The organism is Paraburkholderia agricolaris (genome assembly GCF_009455635.1).
Classification (GTDB): Bacteria; Pseudomonadota; Gammaproteobacteria; order Burkholderiales; family Burkholderiaceae; genus Paraburkholderia; species Paraburkholderia agricolaris.
On record NZ_QPER01000002.1, the window covers coordinates 1736883 to 1760807 of the forward strand.

22 protein-coding genes are annotated in these 23925 nt (G+C 62.1%); 14 read left to right on the forward strand and 8 right to left on the reverse strand.

Annotated elements, in window-relative coordinates:
• The first annotated feature begins 41 nt into the window (after positions 1 to 41).
• The 4 genes from prpR to GH665_RS29180 all read left to right on the forward strand — a co-directional run bounded on the left by prpR (position 42) and on the right by GH665_RS29180 (position 6010).
• The gene (gene prpR, locus GH665_RS29165) at positions 42 to 2051 is read left to right on the forward strand and encodes a propionate catabolism operon regulatory protein PrpR (RefSeq protein WP_153140669.1); all 2010 of its coding nucleotides are present in this window, start codon (positions 42 to 44) and stop codon (positions 2049 to 2051) included.
• Positions 2052 to 2187: 136 nt separating this feature from the next.
• On the forward strand, positions 2188 to 2751 hold the full coding sequence (gene ahpC / locus GH665_RS29170; RefSeq protein WP_063499251.1) for an alkyl hydroperoxide reductase subunit C: 564 nt from the start codon (positions 2188 to 2190) through the stop codon (positions 2749 to 2751).
• A 150-nt stretch (positions 2752 to 2901) separates the two neighbouring features.
• Positions 2902 to 4494, forward strand: a complete 1593-nt coding sequence (gene ahpF, locus GH665_RS29175; RefSeq protein WP_153140670.1) for an alkyl hydroperoxide reductase subunit F — start codon at positions 2902 to 2904, stop codon at positions 4492 to 4494.
• A 361-nt stretch (positions 4495 to 4855) separates the two neighbouring features.
• Positions 4856 to 6010 (forward strand): alkane 1-monooxygenase, encoded by a 1155-nt coding sequence (locus GH665_RS29180; protein ID WP_153140671.1) that lies wholly within the window; start codon positions 4856 to 4858, stop codon positions 6008 to 6010.
• 87 nt (positions 6011 to 6097) lie between these two features.
• On the opposite strand, the gene GH665_RS29185 is transcribed toward GH665_RS29180, so the two are convergent.
• A complete protein-coding gene (locus tag GH665_RS29185; RefSeq protein ID WP_153140672.1) occupies positions 6098 to 6511 on the reverse strand; it encodes a DoxX family protein in 414 nt (137 codons plus the stop codon).
• Positions 6512 to 6611: 100 nt separating this feature from the next.
• The gene (locus tag GH665_RS29190) at positions 6612 to 7337 is read right to left on the reverse strand and encodes a pirin family protein (RefSeq protein ID WP_153140673.1); all 726 of its coding nucleotides are present in this window, start codon (positions 7335 to 7337) and stop codon (positions 6612 to 6614) included.
• Positions 7338 to 7472: 135 nt separating this feature from the next.
• Between GH665_RS29190 and GH665_RS29195 the strand changes: the two genes are divergently transcribed.
• The gene (locus GH665_RS29195; RefSeq protein WP_153140674.1) at positions 7473 to 8351 is read left to right on the forward strand and encodes a LysR family transcriptional regulator; all 879 of its coding nucleotides are present in this window, start codon (positions 7473 to 7475) and stop codon (positions 8349 to 8351) included.
• Positions 8352 to 8659: 308 nt separating this feature from the next.
• Here the strand turns inward: GH665_RS29195 and GH665_RS29200 are convergent, their stop codons facing one another.
• On the reverse strand, positions 8660 to 9676 hold the full coding sequence (locus tag GH665_RS29200; protein ID WP_153140675.1) for a 1-aminocyclopropane-1-carboxylate deaminase: 1017 nt from the start codon (positions 9674 to 9676) through the stop codon (positions 8660 to 8662).
• Between the two features lie 160 nt (positions 9677 to 9836).
• Here GH665_RS29200 and GH665_RS29205 point away from each other — a divergent pair, with 160 nt between their 5' ends.
• The 4 genes from GH665_RS29205 to GH665_RS29220 all read left to right on the forward strand — a co-directional run bounded on the left by GH665_RS29205 (position 9837) and on the right by GH665_RS29220 (position 13101).
• Complete coding sequence (locus GH665_RS29205; RefSeq protein WP_153140676.1) at positions 9837 to 10379, forward strand: Lrp/AsnC family transcriptional regulator; 543 nt, start codon at positions 9837 to 9839, stop codon at positions 10377 to 10379.
• 135 nt (positions 10380 to 10514) lie between these two features.
• Positions 10515 to 11027 (forward strand): peptide-methionine (R)-S-oxide reductase MsrB, encoded by a 513-nt coding sequence (gene msrB, locus GH665_RS29210; RefSeq protein WP_153140677.1) that lies wholly within the window; start codon positions 10515 to 10517, stop codon positions 11025 to 11027.
• Positions 11028 to 11046: 19 nt separating this feature from the next.
• Positions 11047 to 11790 (forward strand): peptide-methionine (S)-S-oxide reductase MsrA, encoded by a 744-nt coding sequence (msrA, locus tag GH665_RS29215; RefSeq protein WP_153140678.1) that lies wholly within the window; start codon positions 11047 to 11049, stop codon positions 11788 to 11790.
• A gap of 414 nt (positions 11791 to 12204) precedes the next feature.
• The gene (locus GH665_RS29220; RefSeq protein WP_153140679.1) at positions 12205 to 13101 is read left to right on the forward strand and encodes a MipA/OmpV family protein; all 897 of its coding nucleotides are present in this window, start codon (positions 12205 to 12207) and stop codon (positions 13099 to 13101) included.
• Positions 13102 to 13216: 115 nt separating this feature from the next.
• Here GH665_RS29220 and GH665_RS29225 read toward each other — a convergent pair whose 3' ends face one another.
• Both GH665_RS29225 and GH665_RS29230 read right to left on the reverse strand, forming a co-directional pair.
• Positions 13217 to 14095, reverse strand: a complete 879-nt coding sequence (locus GH665_RS29225) for an alpha/beta fold hydrolase (protein WP_153140680.1) — start codon at positions 14093 to 14095, stop codon at positions 13217 to 13219.
• A gap of 32 nt (positions 14096 to 14127) precedes the next feature.
• On the reverse strand, positions 14128 to 15360 hold the full coding sequence (locus tag GH665_RS29230; protein ID WP_167531025.1) for an MFS transporter: 1233 nt from the start codon (positions 15358 to 15360) through the stop codon (positions 14128 to 14130).
• A 106-nt stretch (positions 15361 to 15466) separates the two neighbouring features.
• Between GH665_RS29230 and GH665_RS29235 the strand changes: the two genes are divergently transcribed.
• Complete coding sequence (locus GH665_RS29235) at positions 15467 to 16357, forward strand: LysR family transcriptional regulator (protein ID WP_246216405.1); 891 nt, start codon at positions 15467 to 15469, stop codon at positions 16355 to 16357.
• A gap of 71 nt (positions 16358 to 16428) precedes the next feature.
• Positions 16429 to 17247 (forward strand): helix-turn-helix transcriptional regulator, encoded by an 819-nt coding sequence (locus GH665_RS29240; RefSeq protein WP_153142351.1) that lies wholly within the window; start codon positions 16429 to 16431, stop codon positions 17245 to 17247.
• 134 nt (positions 17248 to 17381) lie between these two features.
• Here GH665_RS29240 and GH665_RS29245 read toward each other — a convergent pair whose 3' ends face one another.
• Entirely contained in the window at positions 17382 to 18323 is a 942-nt protein-coding gene (locus tag GH665_RS29245) for a LysR family transcriptional regulator (protein WP_153140683.1), read from the reverse strand.
• Positions 18324 to 18567: 244 nt separating this feature from the next.
• Here GH665_RS29245 and GH665_RS29250 point away from each other — a divergent pair, with 244 nt between their 5' ends.
• The 3 genes from GH665_RS29250 to GH665_RS29260 all read left to right on the forward strand — a co-directional run bounded on the left by GH665_RS29250 (position 18568) and on the right by GH665_RS29260 (position 21676).
• The gene (locus GH665_RS29250) at positions 18568 to 19767 is read left to right on the forward strand and encodes an amino acid aminotransferase (protein WP_153140684.1); all 1200 of its coding nucleotides are present in this window, start codon (positions 18568 to 18570) and stop codon (positions 19765 to 19767) included.
• A 60-nt stretch (positions 19768 to 19827) separates the two neighbouring features.
• Positions 19828 to 20619 carry a class II aldolase/adducin family protein gene (locus GH665_RS29255; RefSeq protein ID WP_153140685.1) on the forward strand — a complete coding sequence of 264 codons (792 nt, stop codon included), beginning with the start codon at positions 19828 to 19830 and terminating at the stop codon, positions 20617 to 20619.
• A gap of 73 nt (positions 20620 to 20692) precedes the next feature.
• On the forward strand, positions 20693 to 21676 hold the full coding sequence (locus tag GH665_RS29260; protein WP_153140686.1) for a 2-dehydropantoate 2-reductase: 984 nt from the start codon (positions 20693 to 20695) through the stop codon (positions 21674 to 21676).
• A gap of 101 nt (positions 21677 to 21777) precedes the next feature.
• Here GH665_RS29260 and GH665_RS29265 read toward each other — a convergent pair whose 3' ends face one another.
• Both GH665_RS29265 and GH665_RS29270 read right to left on the reverse strand, forming a co-directional pair.
• The gene (locus tag GH665_RS29265) at positions 21778 to 21969 is read right to left on the reverse strand and encodes a hypothetical protein (RefSeq protein WP_153140687.1); all 192 of its coding nucleotides are present in this window, start codon (positions 21967 to 21969) and stop codon (positions 21778 to 21780) included.
• 19 nt (positions 21970 to 21988) lie between these two features.
• The gene (locus tag GH665_RS29270; RefSeq protein WP_153140688.1) at positions 21989 to 23707 is read right to left on the reverse strand and encodes an FAD-dependent oxidoreductase; all 1719 of its coding nucleotides are present in this window, start codon (positions 23705 to 23707) and stop codon (positions 21989 to 21991) included.
• Positions 23708 to 23925: the final 218 nt, after the last annotated feature.

Here is a 23925-nt window from a genome sequence, read left to right on the forward strand (position 1 = left end):
CGGTTCATGGCAGAATGTTGGTGTGTTCCATGAAACGTTTCATGGAACGTTCCAGTTGTGAACGGAGCGCTGCAGTGTCTATTTTCACGTCGTCTCTTGCCAGTCCTCAGCCGGGCCTCCCAGGTGTTGCTCTGGTCAGTATCAGCCGCTTGCAATCGGTTTGCGAGACGGTCGCGCCGCGTTATGCCGATCGCGCCAGGTTTTTTTCGGTCCGTGAAGGCTACGGCGCTGCCGTTACGGCCCTGCAGGCCTATGTGGACGCTGGTTCGGTCGATGTCGTACTGGCCGCCGGATCGAACGGCGCCTACCTGCGCGACAACCTGAGCGTCCCGGTGGTGATGGTCAAGGTGAACGGTTTCGACGTGCTGAGCGCGATCACCCGGGCCACCACGAACTGGCCGCGCGCGCAGATCGGCCTCGTCCTGCATGAAACCATCTCGCACGAACTCGCGGACCTGCGCGCGTGGCTGAACATCGGTCTGAAGCAGCGCGCCTATCGCTCGATCGACGAAGTGCGGCTGGCGGTCGCGAATCTGGCGGCCGAAGGTTGCAGCGTAATCATCGGCCCTGGCATGGCCTGCGATTTCGCCCAGCAAGCCGGTATGGAGAGTGTCTTTCTGTACTCGCTCGGCGCGGTCGAAGAAGCGTTCGAGCGCTCGGTCGAACTGGCCCGCGTGAGCCGCCAGAAGGAATCGAAGCGGGTGCGCCTGAATACGATCGTCGCCCATCTGCGCGACGGTGTGGCCGCCTTCGACGATGCCGGCCAACTCGAAGCAATCAATCCGGCAATGCTGGATCTGCTCGGCCTCGACCGCGAACAGGACGTTGCGGCGCAATTGACACGCACTGTTGGCCCATTGCTGCGCGAGACACTCGAACATGGCATGCCGGTCGAGGAGCGTATCGAGCAGATCGGCGGCCGCGCGCTGATCGTCAACTGTATGCCGATCGTCGAGCAGGGCCTGCGCTCGGGCTCGGTGCTTACGGTGCAGGACGCGCTGTTTGCGCAGCGGATCGACCGCTCGCTGCGCACCAGTCAGCGGCCCAAACATCTGGTCGCGCGGCACCATCTGGACGATCTGGTCGGCAACTCGCCGGCGCTCGAACGGGTGCGGCGGCTCGCCCGCGCGGGTGCGGCTCACGATGCTACCGTGCTGTTGAGCGGCGAAAGCGGCACCGGCAAGGAACTGGTCGCACAGGGTATCCACAATGCCAGCCGGCGGCGCGGCAACCCGTTCGTTGCCTTCAACTGCGCGGCGCTCCCCGAAGGGCTGATCGAAAGCGAATTGTTCGGCCATGAGGAAGGGGCGTTCACCGGCGCGCGCCGTGGCGGCAAGCCGGGCCTCTTCGAAATCGCCCATACCGGCACGATTTTTCTCGACGAAATCGGCGAGATGCCGGCGGCGCTGCAAAGCCGGCTGCTGCGCGTGCTGCAGGAGCGTGAAGTGATGAAGCTCGGCGCCGGGCGCGCGACGCCTGTCGACGTGCGGGTGATTGCCGCCACACATCGCGATCTGCACGCGCTGGTCGCGCAGGGCGTGTTTCGCGCTGATCTGTATTTTCGGCTGAATCTGCTTCAGATAGCGTTGCCGCCGCTGCGCGAAAGGCGCGGCGATATTGCGCAGCTGGCGCGGCACGTGCTGGAGCGCAGCGCGCTCCAATATGGGCTATCGGAGGCCGCGCTCGAGCGGGTGCTGACCTTTCTCACGCCCCTGTTCGAGCACTATGCATGGCCTGGCAATGTGCGGGAGCTGGAAAATCTGCTCGCGCGCGCCGCCATTTATCTGAACAATTCGGCCGGCGAGGAATGGCAGGACCTGCAAGCAGTGTTTCCCGAGTTCGGGCGGATGCGTCAGGTGGCCGCAGACGGGGACGGCACCATGGATCATGCCCTGCTCACCGGCGATGCTCCGGTCCGGGGTTCACCCACCCCCGGGGACCTCAAACGCGCCCTCGAACAGGCCGGCGGCAACCGCGCCGCAGCAAGCCGGGCGCTGGGAATCGGCCGCACCACCCTCTGGCGGCTCATGAAGGATTTACCGGGGGATTGATGCGGTGCAATAGCCGCCGGTAGCCATTCAAATAGTAATAAACTATCAAAATAATTTAAACACACCACTTTACCTATTAAGCGGTGTCTGACATACTGACTCCACTTTCCAACCACCCAGAAAGAGGACTCAGTAAATGCCGATCATCAACAGTCAAGTCAAACCGTTTAAGGCACAGGCTTATCACAACGGCGATTTCCAGACCGTCACTGAAGAAAGCCTGAAGGGCAAGTGGTCGGTTTTCGTTTTCTACCCGGCTGACTTCACCTTCGTGTGCCCGACCGAACTGGGCGACCTGGCCGATCGTTACGCCGAATTCAAGAAGCTCGGCGTCGAAATCTACAGCGTGTCGACCGATACGCATTTCACGCACAAGGCATGGCACGACACGTCGGACACGATCCAGAAGATCAAGTACCCGATGCTGGCTGACCCGACGCTGGCCATCTCGCGCAACTTCGACGTGCTGATCGAGGAAGAAGGTCTGGCACTGCGCGGCACGTTCGTGATCAACCCGGAAGGCGAGATCAAGCTGGCCGAAATCCACGACAACGGCATTGGCCGTGACGCTGGCGAACTGCTGCGCAAGGTGCAAGCTGCGCAATACATCGCGGCTCACCCGGGTGAAGTTTGCCCCGCCAAGTGGACGCCGGGCGCAGAAACGCTGACGCCGTCGCTCGACCTGATCGGCAAGATCTAAGGTCTACAGGCCTCTCGCAGTAAGCGCCTCACGGTGCATCGCCGTGCGGACCGCGTCTTACCGCGGTTCGCACGCTCCCGGGCTGCGCGTTTCCTATCCGGATGCGCGCGGCGCCGGGACCCAACACCCCTCGTCACGGAATCGAAAGCCATGCTGGACGCCAATCTCAAGACTCAGTTGAAATCCTACCTCGAGAAGGTTAGCAGACCTATCGAGATCGTCGCCTCGCTCGACGACAGCGCGAAATCGCAAGAGCTGCTGGCGTTGCTGAACGATATCGCGACGTTGTCGGAACGCGTCACCGTGATCGAACGTCGCGGCGACAGCGAGCGCAAGCCGTCGTTTTCGATCGGCGAGCCGGGTAAGGAAACGGGCATCCGTTTCGCCGGTATTCCGATGGGGCATGAATTCACGTCGCTCGTCCTCGCGCTGTTGCAGGTCGGCGGCCATCCGGTCAAACTCGACGACGCGGTGATCGAACAGATCCGCAATCTCGACGGCGACTATCAATTCGAAACGTATTTTTCGCTGTCATGCCAGAACTGCCCGGAAGTCGTCCAGGCGCTGAACGTGATGGCGCTGCTCAACCCGCGCATCCGCCACGTGGCGATCGACGGCGCGCTGTTCCAGAACGAAGTCGAAGCGCGCCAGATCATGGCGGTACCGACCATGTTCATGAACGGCGAAGTGTTCGGCCAGGGCCGCAGCGGTGTGAAGGAAATCCTCGCCAAGCTCGACACCAATGCCGGTGCGCGTGCTGCGAAGGAACTGGAAAAGAAGCCGGTGTTCGATACGCTGATCGTCGGCGGCGGTCCTGCAGGCGCGGCCGCGGCAATTTACTCGGCGCGTAAGGGCATTGCCACGGGTGTGGTGGCTGAGCGCTTTGGCGGCCAGGTGCTCGACACGCTGGCGATCGAGAATTTCGTCTCCGTCACGGAAACCGAAGGACCGAAGTTCGCGATGGCGCTCGAACAGCACGTGAAGAGCTACGAAGTCGACATCATGGACGTGCAGCGCGCCGAAGCGCTGATCCCGGGCCGCATCAACGAGGTGCGTCTGGCGAATGGCGCGGTGCTGAAGGCAAAGACGATCATTCTGGCAACCGGCGCGCGTTGGCGCGAAATCAACGTGCCGGGCGAGCGCGAGTACCGTAACCACGGCGTGGCGTACTGCCCGCACTGCGATGGTCCGCTGTTCAAGGGCAAGCGCGTGGCGGTGATCGGCGGCGGCAACTCGGGCGTCGAAGCGGCGATCGATCTCGCGGGTCTGGTGCGTGAAGTGACGCTGTTCGAATTCGGCGCGCAACTGCGTGCCGACGAAGTGCTGCAACGCAAGCTGCGCAGTCTCGCCAACGTGACGATCGTGACGCAGGCACAGACCACGGAAATCACCGGCGACGGCAAGAAGGTCAACGGTCTGGTCTACAAGGACCTGCGCTCGGGCGAAACGAAGAGCATTGAACTCGAAGGCGTGTTCGTGCAGATCGGCCTTGTGCCGAACACCGAATGGCTGAAGGGCACGGTCGAGTTGTCGAAACATGGCGAGATCGTCGTCGATGCGCGCGGCGCGACGTCGGTGCCGGGCGTGTTCGCGGCCGGCGACGTGACCACGGTTCCGTTCAAGCAGATCGTGATTGCCGTAGGCGAAGGGGCGAAGGCGTCGCTTTCCGCGTTCGATCACCTGATCCGCAGCAGCGATGTGGATGAAGTGGTGAGCGAAGCAGAAACTGAAGCGACAGCTTGATGGTGTTGTGTGCCTAGTGGACGGCGGCCTGCGGGCCGCCGTTTTTGTTTGTGGTTGAGACCGGAGCTCACTTCAATGCGGGGTTCACCATTTGGGGACTCCGACTGATCACGAAGCCTGCACCCTGAGGTGCGCTGCAGCAAGCCAGCAAACGCCCGTTTCATTCACCCGCTCGACGCCCATCCTTCCTGCCGCGCTCAGTGCCCCTTTGTTTGGAGCCTCCCACCTGGGCCAATTCCTTGGCTATCCCACCGCTCAGGCCATATAAATCTGGGGGTCGGGCGCGTCCCGCCGACATGCGTACTGGCTCGCAAGCGCACAGCGTGCTGCCGCCGGGCGACATAAAACAAGGAGGGAGACAATGGCAACATCGCAAGCGACCCCCGCCCGCTGGGTCGACGGCAAGCGCTATTTGTGGCTGCTCGGTGCGCTCACCATCACCTTGCCGCTGCATGCCGCCAATCTGGCGTTGCAGACTGGCTGGCATATCTTCTGGTGGTTCGGGCCGATTTTCGTGTTCGGCATTATTCCGGTGCTCGACTATCTGATCGGCGACGATCCAAGCAATCCGCCGGAAGACGTCGTTCCCCGGCTCGAACGGGAGCGCTATTACCGCCGTGTCGTGTATCTCGCCACCTTCATCGAATATGTGTCGTTCTTCGGCTCACTGTGGATCGTCGGCACGCATGCTCTGACGTGGTACGACTATCTCGGTTTCGCGCTCTCGCTGGGCGCCGCGACCGGCGTGTCGATCAACACCGCGCACGAACTCGGCCACAAAACCGACGGCTTCGAGAGATGGCTCGCCAAGATCACGCTGGCGCCGGTCGCTTACGGTCATTTCTTCGTCGAACACAATCGTGGACACCATGTGCGCGTGGCAACTCCGCCCGATCCGGCGAGTGCGCGCTACGGTGAATCGTTCTGGCGTTTTCTGCCGCGCACGGTATTCGGCAGCATCGCGTCGGCGTGGCGCCTGGAGAAGCATCGGCTCGAACGTCTTGGCAAGTCGCCCTGGACGTGGCGCAATGAAGTCCTGCATTCGTGGGCGATGACGGCACTGCTGTGGGGCGCGATGGTCGTGCTGTTCGGCAAAACGGTGATTCCGTTTCTGCTGATTCAGGCGGTGTATGGCGCTTCGTTGCTCGAAGTGGTCAATTATCTGGAGCACTACGGGCTCGGCCGCAAACAGCTCGCCAGCGGCCGTTATGAGCGTTGCCAGCCGCAGCACTCATGGAACAGCAATCGCATCGTGACGAATCTGTTTCTGTACCAGTTGCAGCGTCATGCCGACCATCATGCGAATCCGACGCGCTCTTATCAGGCACTGCGTCATTTCGACGGCGCGCCGCAATTACCCTCCGGTTACGCGACGATGATCATGCTCGCGTACGTGCCGCCATTGTGGTTTCGCGTGATGAACCCGCGCGTGGTCGCGCATTATCAAGGCAATATGGCGCAGTCGAATATCCGGCCGGCCATTCGTGAGCGGGTGCTGGCGCAGTTTGCCGGCTAGCGCGCACTGCTTGATGCAAAGAAAAAGCCGCCCGGGCAATGCCGGGCGGCTTTTTTACTGGACTTGCGAAACACGGGGACTGTGGTCCTAGCGCCGGTCGATCGAATACTTGCCGGCTCCGGTGACACACAACAGCAGCAATCCACCCATGATGCTGATGTTCTTGTAGAAGTTGATCATGTTTTCGTACTGTGCGGCGCCCGTCATGTTCCAGTAGTGGTGGCCAATGATCGCCGTACCCAGCGTATAAAGCGCAAGCAGCAGGGCAAGCGGGCGCGTATAGAAGCCCAGCACCAGCGCGATGCCGACCACAAACTCCATCACCACCGCGATGATCGCCGACAATTCCGGAACCGGCGCGCCGGTGGACGTCATGTAAGCGACGGTGCCGGAAAAGCCGGTCAACTTCGACCAGCCGAAGATCACGAACAACACCATCAACAGGATACGGGCGACGAGAACAACTGTGTCTTTCTGGTTTTCAAATAGCGTATAGCGCATGATTTTTCTCAAAAGGTAAGGAAAGGGGGCGGCTCGCCGCGAACTGCGCAGCGAGCCACGCTTAAGCCTGCCGCTTAATCGGCTTGTTTCACTGAACCGCTTAAGCCCACAACTCCGACACTTCAATATTGCGCAGATCGAACACCAAAACCTCCGCGTCGTGACCTTTTGTGAAGGTCAGGGCTTCTTCGTCGCGGACCCGTGCACCGTCGCCTTCGCCAAGCTCGACGCCGTTCACTGTGACGCTGCCGCGCGCCACATGAATATAAGCATAGCGATTACTGGCCAGTTCGAGGCGTGCAGTTTCGTCACCGTCCAGAAGACCGGCATAAACGCGGGCATCCTGTTGCAGCACCAGCGAACCGTCCGCACCGTCCGGCGACATCACGAGACGCAACACGCCGCGCTTCTGGTCCGCGCCAAAATGACGTTGCTGGTAGCGCGGCGCGGTGCCTTGCTGGGCCGGCGCAATCCAGATTTGCATGAAGTGCACCGGCTCGCTCTTCGAATGGTTGTATTCGCTATGCGCGACGCCGGTTCCCGCGCTCATCAACTGGATGTCGCCGGGCACGATCACCGAGCCGGTGCCCATCGTGTCCTTATGTTCCAGCGCGCCTTCCAGCACGTACGAAAAAATCTCCATGTCGCGGTGCGGGTGCTTGCCGAAACCCTGAGCCGGCGCGACACGGTCGTCGTTGATCACGAGCAGGTCGGAAAAGCCGTTCTGCTTCGGATCGTGATAGTTCGCGAAAGAAAACGTATGACGCGAGCTGAGCCAGCCGTGCTCCGCGCGGCCGCGTTGATTGGCGTGTCTGATATCGAGCATCGTGTTTCTCCTGGGTTCTGGTGGGCGATCCGGCCAGATGTTTGGCCGCGATCCATGAACGACAGTTTAGGTCAATCAGGATGGTTATAATTTGGTGAAAAAATGAAACAGTGTCTCGTTAAGGTGGACAATACAATGCAACTCGATGACATGCGGATCTTCGTCGCCACCGTCGATGCCCATAACTTCACCGCGGCGGCAAAGCGGCTGGCGCTGTCCAAGCAGTTCGTCAGCCGGCGTGTGATGGCGCTGGAGGAAGGGCTCGGCGTGCAGTTGCTGATCCGCAATACGCGCAAGCTGGCCGTGACCGAACTCGGGCAGGAGTTTTATGAGCGCGCGCGGCGCATCCTCGGCGAGGTGGAAGATGCGGAACAGGCTATGTCGGTGGGGCGCGCGGGGCCGCGTGGGTTGTTGCGGGTCAGTGCGCCGATGTCGTTCGGGATGACGCATCTGTCGCCGTTGGTGGCGAGCTTCTTGCGCGAGCATGGGGAGGTGCGTTTCGATATGGAGTTGAGCGATCGCACCGTCGACGTGGTGGGTGAGGGGTTCGATATGGCGATCCGGATCGGCACGTTGCCGGATTCGACGCTGATCGCGCAGAAGCTTGTCGATGTGAGGATGGTGGTGTGTTGTAGTCCGGGGTATGTGCGGCGGCGTGGGGCGCCGGTTGGGCCCGCCGATCTGGCGCAGCATTCATGCCTGTTGTATGGGCATGGCGGGGTTGTGAGTTGGGATTTTGTTGTTGATGGGGTTTTGAAGGGGTTTGAAGTGCATGGGCCGCTGCGGGCCAATAATGGGGAGTTGATTCGCGATGCTGCCATCGCCGGGCTTGGGATTGTTCGGCTTCCTGATTTTATTGTTTCTCATGCGGTTGGGAGTGGGCTGCTGGTGAGTGTGCTTGATGAGTTTTTGCCTTCGGCGGCTACTGTTTATGCGGTGTATCCGCAGCATCGGCAGAGTTCGGGCAGTATTCGGGCTTTTGTTGAGTTTTTGAGGGAGGGGTTGAGGGGGTGATTTTTTTGCCTTTGCGGCGCTTGTTTGTGGCGTGTTTTTTGGGGTTGGCCTTTCCTTGCTTTGTTAGTGGTCTATTAGCGTTGCCCCTGTGCGGGGCGGCACCTACTTTTCTTTGCCCGCCGCAAAGAAAAGTAGGCAAAAGAAAGCGGCTTTACACCGCTAGCTCTTAAGCGGGTCCCCCGCGCAGCTACGGTAGTGGTGCATCTGGAATCTGTGTTCTCGCACATTTCGCGTTAGTGACAAGGCAGTCATACCTCCGGCGGCGCTGCGCGCGCCGATGCGTATTTCTCCGCCGTTGGTTTTCCTCTTTACCCATTCCGGAACAGGAAGCTGTAGCCGTTCAGTGCGGGGACGCCCCCCAGGTGCGCGTACAACACGCGTGAGCCCTCCGGGAATTCGCCGTTGCGAACCATGTCAATCATGCCGTGCATCGATTTTCCTTCGTACACCGGATCAGTCAGGACGCCCTCGAGTCTTGCGCACAGGCGGATCGCCTCCAATGTGCCGTCGTTCGGTAAGCCATACTCCGGGCCGCCGTAGCGCTCGTCCAATACCACGTCCTTGTTCGTAATGTCACGCTCAAGCTCCACTTTTTCCGCAGTCTGCTTCGCGATTCGGATGATCTGCTCCCGCGTCTGCGCAGGTTTCGCAGATGCATCAATACCAATCACGCGCTCGGCACGGCCGTCGGCAGCGAAACCCACCACCATCCCGGCCTGGGTGCTGCCCGTCACGGAACACACCACGATATAGTCGAATTTGAAACCGAGTTCGACCTCCTGCCGGCGTACTTCTTCAGCAAAGCCGACGAACCCCAGGCCGCCCAGCGGATGATCTGAACAGCCGGCCGGGATCGCGTACGGCTTGCCGCCCGCAGCACGCACGCTCGCCAGAGCGTCCTCCCAACTCTTGCGGAAACCAATGTCGAAACCGTCGGAAACCAGCCGGACGTCAGCGCCCAGAATGCGCGACATCTGGATGTTGCCGACCCGGTCGTATACAGCGTCCGAATAGTTGACCCAGTTCTCCTGCACCAGCACGCACTTCATCCCCAGATGCGCGGCAACCGCCGCTACCTGGCGGGTCTGGTTCGACTGGATGCCGCCAATCGATACCAGCGTGTCACACCCCTGCGACAACGCCTCAGGAATCAGATACTCAAGCTTGCGCGTCTTGTTGCCGCCAAACGCAAAACCACTATTGCAGTCCTCACGCTTCGCATACAAATGCACCTTGCCGCCCAGATGGTCACTCAAACGCTTCAGCGGCTGGATCGGCGTGGGCCCGAAAGTCAGGGGGTAACGTGCGAATCGTTGCAGGTTCATGGCAGCTCCGAAATGGTAGGTTCGGCGCGAGCAGCAAGCCGCCGCGCTATCCAGATGGTAGGGAAAAGCCCTCGAAATGAGCTTGCAAATAAATTCTGTCCAGCATATTTTTTAAAATATTCAATCGAAGATGACCTAATAAAAAACCGGGTAGAAACCAATGAGCGCAATAAAAGTTCGCGGCACATCGGCCACCTCTGAGGTACCCGCCGCCCCAACCGCAATCGCGCAAGCCGACTCGCTTCACACACTCGATCGCATCGACCGGGCGATCCTGCGTCAACTGCAAACCGACGCGTCGATTTCGAACGTGGCACTGGCGGCGAAAGTCAAACTGAGTGCGCCAGCCTGTCTGCGGCGCGTCGAGCGGCTCAAGGAGTCAGGGCTGATTCGCGGCGTCGTCGCGTTGATCGACCCGAAGGCGGCCGGGGCGGGCATGCTGGTGATCATCGGCGTGGTGCTGGACCGGTCCACGCCGGAGTCGTTTGCCGAGTTCGAAAAAGCGGCGCAGAAGGTGGCGGGGTGCATGGAATGTCACGTCGTGACCGGCGAGTTCGACTATTTCATGACAATCCGTACTCGCGATAGCGAGAGCTTTAATCGTCTGCACGCGGAACAGTTGCTCTATCTGCCGGGCGTCCGGCAAATCCGCTCCTTTATGGTGCTCAAGGAGATTCTGTCGACCACGAAATTTCCGCTGTAACCACCGCCGACACGTAAAAAGACGCGCATGCTGTCATAAACCCCGTGGCTGGCCGACTAAGTGTCGGGACCACTCGCGGGCGGCGCGTTCAGCGCCTGAACGGGTGAACGGTACGGACTTTCCGGGACGATCATCATGGCTTGCAGCAGACGAAGTTTCTTCAGGTTAATCGGAGCGGTGTCGCTCGCGGGCAGCACCGCGGCGTGGCGCACGGCACGCGCGGCGGAGTTGGGCGCCGCGGCGGCTTACGAGGTTGCGCACAGCGACGCCGAATGGCACAAGCTGCTGACAGACGCGCAGTACCGCGTGCTGCGCGAGGCGGGTACGGAGCGGCCGTTCAGCAGCCCGCTAAACGACGAGCACCGCGCCGGCACGTTCGCGTGCGCCGGCTGCGCGCTGCCGCTGTTCTCGTCGAAAACGAAGTTCGATAGCGGCACCGGCTGGCCGAGTTTCTGGCAGCCGCTGGATCACGCGGTCATTACGCGGACCGACAAGTCGTTCGGCATGACGCGCGACGAAGTACTGTGCCGGCGCTGCGGCGGCCATCTGGGTCATGTATTCGACGACGGTCCCAAACCGACCGGCCTGCGCTATTGCATGAACGGCCTCGCTCTCACTTTCACGCCCGCTGCGCGCGGTACCAGTTGATCGAATCAGGACAGACATCATGAACATCGAGAAACGCATCATCGGCAAACCGGTCCGCTCGCGCGGCGCGGCCATCGCGCTTTCGCTCGGGCTCGGCGCGCTGGCGCTGCTGCTGGCGCAGCGCGTGGCCTTTTCGTCGGAAGCCGGGGTTGTCATTGCGCCGCCCGCGCTCGACGAACCGGTTTCCGCCACGAGCGCGCACGAAGAAACCGCCGTGTTCGCGGGCGGCTGCTTCTGGGGCGTTCAAGGCGTGTTCCAGCACGTGCGAGGCGTCACGAAGGCGGTCGCGGGTTATTCGGGCGGTCAGCGCGACACCGCGCAGTATGAGACCGTCAGCGGCGGCGACACGGGCCACGCGGAATCCGTGCAGGTCACGTTCGACCCCACCAGGGTCAGCTATGGGCAGTTGTTACAGGTCTACTTCTCGGTGACTCAGGATCCGACCGAGTTGAACCGCCAGGGGCCGGACAGCGGCACGCAATATCGTTCGGCGGTGTTCCCGCTCAATGACACACAGCGGCATGTCGCGCAAAGTTACATCGCGCAACTCGACAAGGCGCATGCGTTCCCGGCGCCGATCGTCACGAAGACGGAGCCGTTCAAGGGCTTTTATCCGGCCGAGTCGTACCATCAGAACTACCTGAGCTTGCATCCGAACTCCGCCTATATCGCCATCAACGATATGCCGAAGATCGCCAATCTGAAGCGTCTGTTCCCGAATCTCTACCGCGACAAACCCGTGCTGGTCGAAGCGGCGCAGTAGAAACGCAAACGCCGCGCCGGCGGCAATCTTCCTGATCCGACGCCGCATCGCGCGGCGCCGGACGTTTTTTTGTGGCTGTATTCTGCCTGTCACCATCGCCACGGCATGCTTGTCAGCATCCGTCGGTCTGTCCTTGCATTGTCCCTGTCCGAACCGGTTCTCCAGCGACCAGGCCCGCATTTTGCACAGCAGCGTGCGTCGACAAATCTTTCGCAGGTCCGATTCGTACCAAGGCGCAATTGACGGGGCGGCATCAGGTTCGAACACTGCGTTTTGTCAGACAAGGCGTGTCGTTTGCTGAAAGAATTACATGTCGCGCGTAGTAATGCGGCATTCGCCCGGACGTTTGTGATCCGTTCTGGAGTCCGGGCGAGAACCTAAACCCTTCGCGATATGCGAGAACGGAGGCTTCTGGTGTTGATCAGCCGTAGAAAGCGAATCGGCAAGATTCGCAATAAACGAACAAGTATCGCGGCAAAGTCTCTGGTCGCCGTGACCCTGGGTGGTATCGGCGTTCTGCCGGGCTTGGTGCAGGCTCAAACGCCTTCGCCATTGGGCGAATGGCAGTATTCCGTAGGCATTCCGCTGCAGAAGATGTGGCAACCGGAGATTCCGGACTGGCAGGTGCGTGTCGGCGCGGCGACGTCGTTCCAGCCGCGTTACGAGGGCTCGGACAGGTATCACCTGATGGCGGGTCCGAGCGTCGACGTGCGTTACAAGGACCTGTTCTTCTTTTCGAGCGGAGAAGGCCTCGGGGTCAACTTCGCGCAAGGGCAGAACTGGCGTGCAAGTCTCGCCGCTGTCTACGATCTAGGGCGCCGCGCTCATGACGATCAGCAGGAGTTGAACGGACTCGGCAACATCAATCCCGCGCCGGGCCTCAAACTCTCCGGGGAATATGTCGTGTCGAAGGATTTCCCGCTCGTGCTGCGCGCCGACGTGCGGCGCTATTTCGGCGGCTCGAACGGCTGGATCGGCGATCTCGGCGCTTATATGCCGATGCCGGGCAGCACCAAGAAATTCTTCTGGTTCGCCGGGCCGAACGTGACCCTCGCGGACTCCAATTACATGAACGCCTGGTACGGTGTGAATCAGAATCAGGCGGCGCACTCGCAATACTCGCAGTATCACGCGAGCGCGGGCTTCAAGTCGGTGGGGTTCGGTGTCAGCATGGTGTGGCTATTCGACAAGCACTGGTTTGCCACGGCCGACGGCGCATTCGAACAACTGGTCGGCAGTGCGGGCAACAGTCCGATTACGCATACCAGGGCCACCGGTGTGGCCGATATCTCGATCAACTATCGCTTCTGATGGACGCGCGGGTCTTCTGAAAGGCGCGATAGCCGGTGTCTTTCGCGACGGCCGGTCTACGGTCGTTGCGCAGACAACCAGGCTACACCGGACTATCGCCTCGCAGAAAAGCGCACTATTTTGCCAGCCGCGCATCCAGAAACTGACTCATCAGCGCCGCAACCTGATCGACGGCTTCATCCAGCAAAAAATGGCCGCCTTCAAGCATATGGACTTCGGCGCTGGGCACATTGCCGCGATACGCGTGGGCGCCTGCCACTTCGAATGAAGGATCGTATTTCCCCCATGTCACGAGCAGGGGCGGCTGACGTTCGTCCAGATACCGCTGCCACAGTGGGTACCGCTCGACATTGGTTCGATAGTCGTAGAAGAGCTCAGTCTGAATATCGATCTGCCCGGGGCGCGATAGAAACGCGAATTCATCGGTCCACGTGTCCGGATCGTAACGATCGGGATTCGGTGTGCGCCCGACATGCCGCAAACGCGTCGCTTCAAACGAAAGCAGATTGGCCCGCAGTGCTGCCTCATGGGTTGCGCGATCGTTCCAGAAGGCCTTGCGCGTTTGCCACAGCGGACCAAGGCCGGCTTCGTGCGCCACCGCGTTCTGCACCACCAGGGCTTCAATCCGCTCAGGGTTCGAAAGCGCGAGCCGAAACCCTACCGGACCGCCATAGTCCTGCATGACGAGGGTATAGCGCTTCAGTTCCAGTGCCTCGGTGAAGTGCTGCACCACCTCGGCGAGGTGATCGAACGTGTACTCGAAGGCGGCGGGCGAGGGCGCGCTGCTATGGCCGAAACCCGGATAGTCCGGCGCGATCAGCCGGTAATTCTGCGCGAGCAGCGGCATCAGCGTCTCGTACATGCGCGACGACGACGGAAAGCCGTGCAGCAGCAGAATCACAGGTGCATCGCGCGGCCCCGCCTCGCGATAAAAAATGTCGAGGCCGTCGATTTCGATGCTGCGATAGCGCATTCCGGTGCGTGTGGAAGTCATGAACAGGCTCCTTCAGTGATTCGTAAAATCGATCATGCGCTGTGGCCGCGCGAACTGTCGCGCAGATGCAGCGCTGCTGCCGCGACGAAGAATCCCATCGCAGCGATACCGACGCCCGGCCAGCCCCAGTGGGCGAGCGCCGGTCCGGCGATGGTGGCGCCTATCGCGCTGCCGACGAAAAAGAGCCCGGTATAGAGCCCATTCACCCGGCCACGCGATTCGGGTGCAAGCAGATTGATCGCGCGCCGGCCCAGCGCCTGATCGGCAATCACGCCGCCGTCGATAAAGAATGCCGCCACCGCCAGCATGGCGATCGATGCGGCACGCGACACGCCCGAGGTCAAAGCCAGTGTCGCCATCAGGGCGGCGGCGATGGCGATCGCATGCGCGAGCAGGGTGGCGGGCTTCGACCAGCCCCGGTCGCCGGCACGGCCCGCCAACGGCGCGATGAACACGCTGCCGCCGCCGGCCAGCGCGAACAGCGCGATGGCGTTGCTGTTCAGACCGAGCGGTGCGCGCGCGAGGACGATGGCCACGCTGCTCCAGAAGGCATTGAAGCCGGCCATCAGCAGACCCTGATACAAAGCCCGGCGGCGCAGCACGGGTTCATGCGCCAGCAGGCGCGCCATCGACGTCAATAACGTGGCATAGGGCGGTGCGTGGACAGGGCGCACATCCGGCAAACGCGGTACCACGGCGAGCGTGACAGCCGCGAGCAGCAGCGCGTCGGCTGCATAGAATGCGCGCCAGCCCAAGGTGCCGCCGATCACACTGGCCAGCGGCCGCGACAGGAGAATGCCGAGCATCAAACCGCTCATCACGTTGCCGACCACTTTGCCGCGCGAAGCCGGCGGCGCGAGCGACGCCGCTGCGGGCACCAGCATCTGCACGACGCTCGAAGTCACGCCGACGGCGAACGATGTCACCAGAAACACCATCGCCAACGGCGCGATGGCAGCCAGCGCAAGGCACGCGATCTGTGCGAACAAGGTGGCGGCGATCAGGGGCCGATTGGGCAGACGGTCGATCAGCGGCACGAGTCCGACGAGGCCGACCGCATAGCCGAGCAGCGTCAACGCGGTAACGAGCGTGGTCCACGCGCCAAGATGCAACGAGGTGTTGAGCGGGCCGATCAAGGTTTGTGACGCATAGAGGGGCAGCACGGCGACCGCGACCATCGCGGCAAAGCGCACGGTCGGAACGCTTTGGGTGGGCGGCGTAGCTGCCCGGGCTGCTGTCTGGCACTGCATCGTGGGAGAGTCCATCGTTAGGCGAGCCGTTGAGTGATGACGAATCGATGCTACTCTCACGTTGAACAAATACAATTCGCACTGAATTTGATACATCCTCACGAAAAACGGGAGAATGGCGATGGATGCCCTGCGTGATCTGGAAACCCTGGTGGCGATTGTCGAGGAGGGCAGCCTGACGAGCGCCGCGCGCCGGCTTGGCCGCTCATTGCAAGCAGTCAGCCGGTCGCTGCAGATGCTGGAGCGGGCTCATGGAACGACCCTGATCGTGCGCACCACCCGTACTTCGCAAGCGAGCGCGGCCGGCGTGCGCTTTTACGAGCGGGTCAAAGGTGCGCTGACCGAACTCGAACTGGCGCGCACCGAACTCGCCGAGGAGGCACACCGGCTCACCGGCCGATTGCTGATCAATGCGCCGTCGCTGTTCGGACCGCGCTTTATCGCGCCACTCGCCGCGGAGTTTTTGCAGCGTCATCCGCAACTGGAGTTGTCGCTCGATTTGAGCGACGCGTATCGCGACCCGACGGAAACCGGCGCGGATGTGACGATCCGCATTGGTGAAACGCCCGATTCAAGGCTGGTGGCGCGGCGCATCGGCACGCTTCGGCGGGTGGCGTTCGCCGCGCCGGCTTATCTGGCCGAACATGGCAGACCGTCGCATCCACGGGATCTGGCGCGACACGATTGTGTCGTTCGAACCGGGGTGCCGCATCCCGGGCGGTGGGTGTTTGCTTCGCCCGACGGCAGCGAAATTGCCGTGGCCGTAGCCGGTCGCTTTGACAGCAATCAGGTGGCCGCGGTGAATGCGGGCGTGCTGGGCGGCATGGGGATTGGGATTGCCGCCTTCTGGCAGATTCAGGAATGGGTCGAGGCCGGCAGCGTTGAAGTTTTGCTGCCGGACTTCCATCTCACGCCTTTGCCATTGCACGCGCTGTGGGCGAAAACACGGCGCTTGCCGCAGAGGACGCGGCTGCTGGTCGATTTCCTGGCGGTCAAACTGGGGACGCTGTAGCGCGCGGCGCAATGCCCCGTTGTGCTACGCTTGCCGGACCGAAACCCAAGCTTGGCAAGCTCGCCTTTATCATGCGTTCCTGGCGCGTATCCACACCGCCCCGCAGCGGGCACATCAATACCTCGCGTGTTACCGACCTCGTCATGTCGATCTCGCATGCCGACCCGGACGCGCTCGCTGCAAGCATTCTGAAAACTGTCGGCGACGCGCTGCCCGTTTCGCAGTGCACGATTTTTGCCTATGAGTTCGACGCGAGGCCGCGTACCGTCTCCGCCGCCGACCATCGGGGCGGCCGCTTTCTGCGCAATGTCGCCGACCACTACGCCACGCACTTCTATGCCCTCGACGGCAATCGCGCCATCATCGGCCGTCCGCAAGCGAAGCAGCCGCAGGAGGCGTTAGTGCTGCACCAGCAGCAAAGCGAAGAAATCGAAAACGAAGCCTACCGTGCCGCCTGTTATGCGCAGCCCAACGTGTCCGACCGCTTATCGTTGCTTCTGCAACCAATGGAAAGCGTCTGGCTGTCGATCAATCTGTATCGCGACCGCGCCTATGGCATGTTTCAAGCGGGTGAACTGGAGCATGTGGAGAGCGTGGCGCACCTGTTCGCGCATGCGGCGAAAAGCCATTACGCGCTCAACGGCCAGCATCAGCAAGGTACGGCAGCCGCGATGCTGGCGCGCGTGAGACGGGCCTGCCCGACGCTGACGCCGCGTGAGATCGATGTGCTGCGCGGCACACTGGAAGGCGCCAATGCGGCCGAGATCGCCGCGCAAATGGGGATCAAGGCCACTAGCGTGATTACGTATCAGAAGCGCGCTTACGCCCGGCTGGGTATTTCCAGCCAGCGCCAGTTGTTCGCGCTATGTCTGCTGCCTGAGTGCAACTGAGTGCAACTGAGCGCTCCCGAGCGAGCCTGAACGGTTCCAACCCGGCGCGCCGAAGTTGCGGCCATCGCCTCGCGGCGCCGCAGTTGACGGGCTACCGCTGAACAGCCGGAATGCAATCGCGCCCGGATCGACAATCACCCCCGTTTAGCCCGTGCATCGGCCTGTGTCTCACGATCCCAGCGCTTCAGCCACGGCATGATGAATTCCGCGAAACCGTCGGCCGGTGGCGACAGCGCACGTTCGGTCGAGCGATACACGCATACCTCGCGGATGGTTTCCGGATCGACAATGCGCTTCATCACCAGGCCGAAGGTTCGCGCGAGCGGCGCGACATAGGCGGGCGCAAGCGTGACGGCAAGCCCCTGTGAAGCCAGGCCGAACGCGGTGGTGACGTTGTCCACCAAGTCCACCGGAATGATGCGCGCTTCCACCGGCAGATTCGCCAGCATCTGTTCGACAGCGCGCTCGTGGTCGCGGCCGGTGGCCACAATCGGCACGTCGCGCAAATGCTGCCACTGCACCCGGCGCCGCGCGCTCAGCGGATGCGTTGCCGCGCACCACATCACCCACGGGCTCGCGAAAGCCGGATCGCAACGCACCCGCGTGCCGCTCTGGCGATCCGGGCCGATTGCGAGGTCTACGTCGCCGCTTTCCACGCGTTCCACCAGTTGCTCGACCACGGTGTCGCAAATGCGCACGACCACCTTCGGCTTGTCGCGCGCATATTCGGCGATGGCCGCGGGCAGCGCGGTCGCTGCGAGCACCAGCGGCGCGCCGACCCGCACGATGCCGGCGGCGCGATTGCGGATGTCGTCGGCGGATTGGGCGGCGGCGCGCACATGGCGCAGCACCGATTCGGCCGACGACAGAAAATCCTGCCCCGCGCTCGACAGATTGACGCGCCGCGTCGTACGGTCGAACAGGCGAAAACCCAGTTCGGTTTCCAGTTCGGCCAGCAACTGGCTGACCGCCGACGAGGTCAGCCCGAGCCGGTCCGCCGCCGCGCCGATGCTGTGCAAATCGACGATGGCGAGAAAGGCTTCGAACTGACGGATAGTGACGCGTGTAAGTGGCATCAGGCGATTCTAAAGAAAAACTTACTAATCGTGAAAAAACGATTGATTGTATGTGGCGAGCCGTTGGCCGACACTCGTGCTGGTCGACGCGAGGAGGGAACCCGCTTAGACTTTCGTCTTGCCCACGCGGCTGAGGCCAGGCTCCAGGCTGCAACAGCCCACATCCAGAGCGCGGCCAGGGCACATCCAGGGTATACGCAGGCCACCATTCAGCCACACGCGGGGCTCCACTCAAGGAATTGCCATGTTCGACCACATTCCCGCCTATCCGGGCGACCCGATCCTGAGCCTGAACGAGGACTTTCAACTCGACCCGCGGCCCAACAAGGTCAACCTGAGCATTGGCATCTATTTCGACGACGCCGGCAAGCTGCCGGTGATGGACGCCGTGCGGCACGCCGAAACCGCGCTGCTCGATGCAATCGGTCCGCGCTCCTACCTGCCGATGGCGGGTCTGCCGCTGTATCGCGACGCCGCACAGGCACTGGTGTTTGGCGCGAATCACGAAGCGCGTGCAGCGGGCCGCATCGCCACCTTGCAGACCATTGGCGGATCGGGCGCGCTGAAAGTCGGCGCGGATTTTCTGAAGCGCTATTTCCCGGCCTCGCAGATATGGATCAGCGATCCGAGCTGGGAAAATCATCGCGTGGTGTTCGAAAACGCGGGCCTCACGGTCAACACCTATCCGTATTACGACGAACACACCGGCGGCCTGCGTTTCGCCGACATGATCGAGACGATTGGCCGCTTGCCGGAGCAGAGCATCGTGCTGCTGCACGCGTGTTGTCACAACCCGACCGGCGTCGATCTGAGCCCGGCGCAATGGGCGGAACTGGTGCCGGTATTGCAGCGCCGCAAGCTGATTGCGTTCGTCGACATGGCGTATCAAGGTTTCGGTTCGGGCCTCGAGGAGGACGCCGCCTGCGTGCGCCTGCTCGCCGATGCGGGCGTGCCGTTGATCGCCGCCAATTCGTTTTCGAAGAACTTCTCGCTGTACGGCGAGCGCTGCGGCGCATTGAGCGTCGTGTGCAAGAGCCGGGACGAGGCGGCTCGCGTGCTTGGTCAATTGATGTCGGCGGTGCGCGCCAACTACAGCAATCCGCCGACGCATGGCGCACGCCTCGTCGCCAATGTGCTGTCGGACGCGTCCTTGCGGGCTTCGTGGGAAGCGGAGCTCGCCACCATGCGCGAACGGATTCTGGCCATGCGCGGCACGATTCACGACGGCCTCGCAGGCCGCGTCGATGAAGTGATGCGTGAGCGTTATGTCGCGCAGCGCGGCATGTTCACCTACACGGGCCTGAGCGAAGCCCAGGTCGAGCGTTTGCGCAGCGAATATGCCGTGTATGTGCTGCGTTCGGGGCGCATGTGCGTCGCCGGATTGAATGCGCGCAACGCGGGCTATGTGGCGTCGTCGATCGCGGCGGTGGTGGCGGGCGCTTAAGCGCTGCGGCGCGCAACGGCCGCGCATCCGAATCGATGAGCGATAACAATGGAGACCCTGATGACGATTCTTGAAGTACAACCGGCGAGCCCACCGAAGTCCGCCGCGATGCATCCCGACGAATGGCAGGCGCGCGTGCAACTGGCAGCGTGCTATCGCATCTTCGATATGCTCGGCTGGACCGAGATGATCTACAACCACATCACGTTGCGCGTGCCGGCCAGCGTCAGCGGTGACGAGCGTCATTTCCTGATCAATCCTTTCGGCCTGCACTACAGCGAAGTGACGGCGAGCAATCTGGTGAAGATCGACGCGCAAGGAAGCGTGCTCGACAACTCGCCGTATCCGGTGAATCCCGCGGGTTTCGTCGTGCATGCGGCGATTCACGAAGGCCTGGCCGATGCGCACTGCGTGATGCACACGCACACCACGGCGGGCGTCGCGGTGGCCTGCCTCGAAAACGGTTTGGAGCAGACCAACTTCTATAGCGCGCAGTTGCACGACCGTATCGCGTATCACGACTTCGAAGGCATTACGGTGCATGCGGAAGAAGGGCCGCGCTTGCTGGACCATATCGGTAACAAACAGGCGGTGATCCTGCGCAACCATGGCCTGCTTTCATGGGGCCACACGTTGCCGCAGACTTTCGCTATCCTGTGGACGCTCAACCGCGCGTGCGAAATTCAGATGGCCACGTTCTCGATGGGCCGCGCGCGGCCGGTGCCGGAAGATGTGGCGATCCGCTGTTCACGCGATTCGTTGCAGTTCGATCCGCGCCACGGTGCGGGACAGGATGTGTTCGACGCCCTGGTGCGGCGCGTGGATCGCATCGACGCGAGCTATAAGGAATAACAGGAATAGTGCAAGAAATAACGCAAGGCTTAACGCAAAGCCTGGCTCAGGAATCAAAGCAAGGATTGAATCGATGAAAGTAGCAATCTACGGTGCAGGTGCGATCGGCGGCTGGATGGGCGTGAAGCTCGCGCAGGCCGGACACGGCGTGAGCGTGGTGGCGCGCGGTGCGACGCTCGATGCGTTGCAGCAGCACGGCTTGCGTCTGATCGAAGGTGGCGTGACGCACACCGTGCCGGTGAAGGCGAGCGAACAGCCGGCGGATCTGGGCGTGCAGGATCTCGTCGTGGTGGCGGTGAAGGGGCCGGCCATGGCGTCGGTGGCCGAGCATGTCGCGCCGCTGCTGGACTCGCAGACTACCGTGCTGACCGCAATGAACGGCGTGCCATGGTGGTTCTGCGACGGGCTCGGCCGCGATTTCGCCGGCAAGCGGTTGAAGTCGATCGATCCTGACGGTGCGATCGCCGCCGCGATTCCCACCGCGCAAACGGTGGGCTGCGTGGTGCATGCCAGTTGTCTGATCGAAGCGCCGGGCGTCATTCGGCATCATCAGGGTAATGGGCTGATTATCGGCGAGGCGTCAGGACAGCCGAGCGAACGCGTCAAAACGCTCACCGCCACGCTGGGCGCGGCGGGCTTCAATGCGTCGCTGTCGGAGCAGATTCAGCGCGACGTCTGGTACAAGCTGTGGGGCAATATGACGATGAATCCGATCAGCGCCATCACCGGCGCGACCACCGATCGGATTCTCAGCGACGAACTGGTGCGCAACTTCGTCACCAGCATCATGCTGGAAGCGAAGGAGATCGGCGCACGCTTTGGTATTCCGATCGAGCAGGCGCCGGCGGATCGGCACGAGGTCACGCTCAAACTCGGCGCGATGAAAACCTCGATGCTGCAGGACGTACAGGCGGGCAAGGCCGTCGAGCTCGACGCGCTGGTGGCCGCGGTGCGCGAACTGGGGCAACTCACCAATGTGCCGACGCCGTATACGGACGCGCTACTCGGACTCGCGCGCTTGCATGCGAGCACGTTGGGCCTGTACCCACGACAGTGAACGTAGCCACGAAAAACCGCCCCGCGTGATCAGTTCACTCGCGGGGCGGTTTTTTCGTCTGATGGTTTGCTTCGGCGGCGCTGCGCCGTACTCCGGCTGCGTTACGCGGTCACGGCCGAGGTGGGCGGCAGCTTCGCCGCTTCGATCAGCGACAACGCCCGCTGCATATCGCCGAGCTCCGTCATAGCTAGCAGCGCAAGGCGTGCCAGATACAAAGGCGCTTGCGCTTCGCCTTCGGTGGTGAGTGTCGTGCAGAGCGTCGTGTAGACGCGGTCGAGTTCGCTATCGGTCATGGTGTGGATTCCCCTTGCGTCATTTCGTCAGGCTGGCCGTCACGGCGCTTTGCACATTCGCCGCGCTGCCGTTGCGCCAGCGGGCGAGCACGTGACCGTCGGGCCTGATCAGATAGACCGTGCCCGGCGTCGCGTCGAGCATCTCGTGCAGGCGTCCCGCCGGATCGACTACGTTCGGGCAGGCGGTGCGCGGCGCGTCGGCCATGACCAGCGTGACCGCCTTGAACGGAATGCTGTGTTCACCGAGCGCATGATGCAGTTGCTGCCATGCCTCGTCTTGTGCCGCAGTCGGGCCGAAGCGAAGCGCGGTGAAGCACGGCCCAAGCAGGTCGGTGAGATGGATGTCGACTGCTGCGCCGTCGCATAGGCGTTGCAGGCGGCACTCCGGCAGCACCGTGCCTGGCGCGGGGCCTTTGGCGAACGCATCCGACGCTGTGGCCGCAACCTGATTGAGTGGGGACTGGGCGTACGCAATGGCGTGCGTCTGCCGCGGATTGATCAGTGGTCTCACGGCGGGATGATGTTCGGCTAGTCCCAATACGGCCTTGCGCATCAGGTCGAACGCGAAGGACGGGGGTGCCATGAATTCCGTGCTTTTCATCCCGTAGCTCAGATTTTCACATGCCGCGAAAACACGCTCGTCGCTGTAGCTGTCGAGCAGCCGCGCCGACGCAATGCCATTGACCACGCAAGCGAGTTTCCAGCCGAGATTGTCCGCGTCGTCGATGCCGGAGTTTGCGCCGCGCACGCCGAAAATCGGCACGAGATGCGCGGCATCGCCCGCGAACAGCACCGAGCCGTGACGGTAGCGTTCGAGGGTCAATGCATTGGCTTTGTAGACCGTAATCCAGATTGGCGACCATGCGCCGGTTTCGCCCATCGAATCGAGCACGCTCTGCACGCGCGGCATTACGTTTTCAGGCTTGACCGCGGCTTCGGGGTCTTCGTCGTCGCGAAGCTGGTAGTCGATGCGCCAGACATTGTCAGGCTGTTTGTGCACCAGCACGGTCGAGCCGGGATTGGAGGGCGGGTCGAAATAGGCGAGGCGTTCGGTGGCGCGCGCACTCTCCAGTTCGATATCGACAATCACATAGCGGCCCTCGTAGGTCGTGCCCGTGAGCTTGAGGCCAAGCGCCTCGCGTATCGTGCTGCGGCCGCCGTCGCATGCAACAACCCAATCCGCGCCCATTTTCCATGCGGTGTCGCCGGTGCTCAGGGCGAGCGTCGCGCCCGCGGCGCCATCGCCGGCATGCTGCTCGATGCCGGTCACGCGCGTTTGCCAGCGGACCTCGATCAGATCGGCGTGCTGTTCTACTTCGTCGAGCAGCAACTGTTCGATCTGGTATTGCGCGATGTTGATCATCGGCGGCAGCGATTGCTCGTCGTCCTGATGCATGGTGAAGCGGAACACTTCGGCATCGCGATAAAAGCTGCGGCCGCCGGTCCATGGCAGGCCTTTTTGCAGGAAGCCGTGCACGGCGCCGAGGCGTTTGAAAATCTCCAGGCTGCGCCGCGAAATGCAGATTGCGCGGCTGCCGGTGCAAACGCCGTCGTCGGCTTCGATCAGCACGGAGCGCACGCCCTGGCGAGCCAGCGCCAGCGCCAGCGTCATGCCGACGGGACCGCCGCCGACAATCGCCACCGCGCGGCGCACGGGGTCGCGTCCGTCGACCAGCGGCGGCACCGCGCCCGCGTAGTGACGAGGCGTGAAGGGATAGGGTTTGAAGCTGCGGCTCATGCATGTCTCCTGGATCTTCGATGCCGGGAATTGCCCGCCACGGCGCTGAACGCGCTCTAAAGACGGTGCGAATCGATCGATGAAGTATGCAGGAGGGGTGGCGCGCGGCTGTCCTCATTTTGGGTACATTGCGCGGGAGCATTGGTGCTTCGGTGCATTGAAGCAGCGCAAACGGAAAGGCCGCGGGGTGCGCCAGCACCTCACGGCCTCTTTCATTC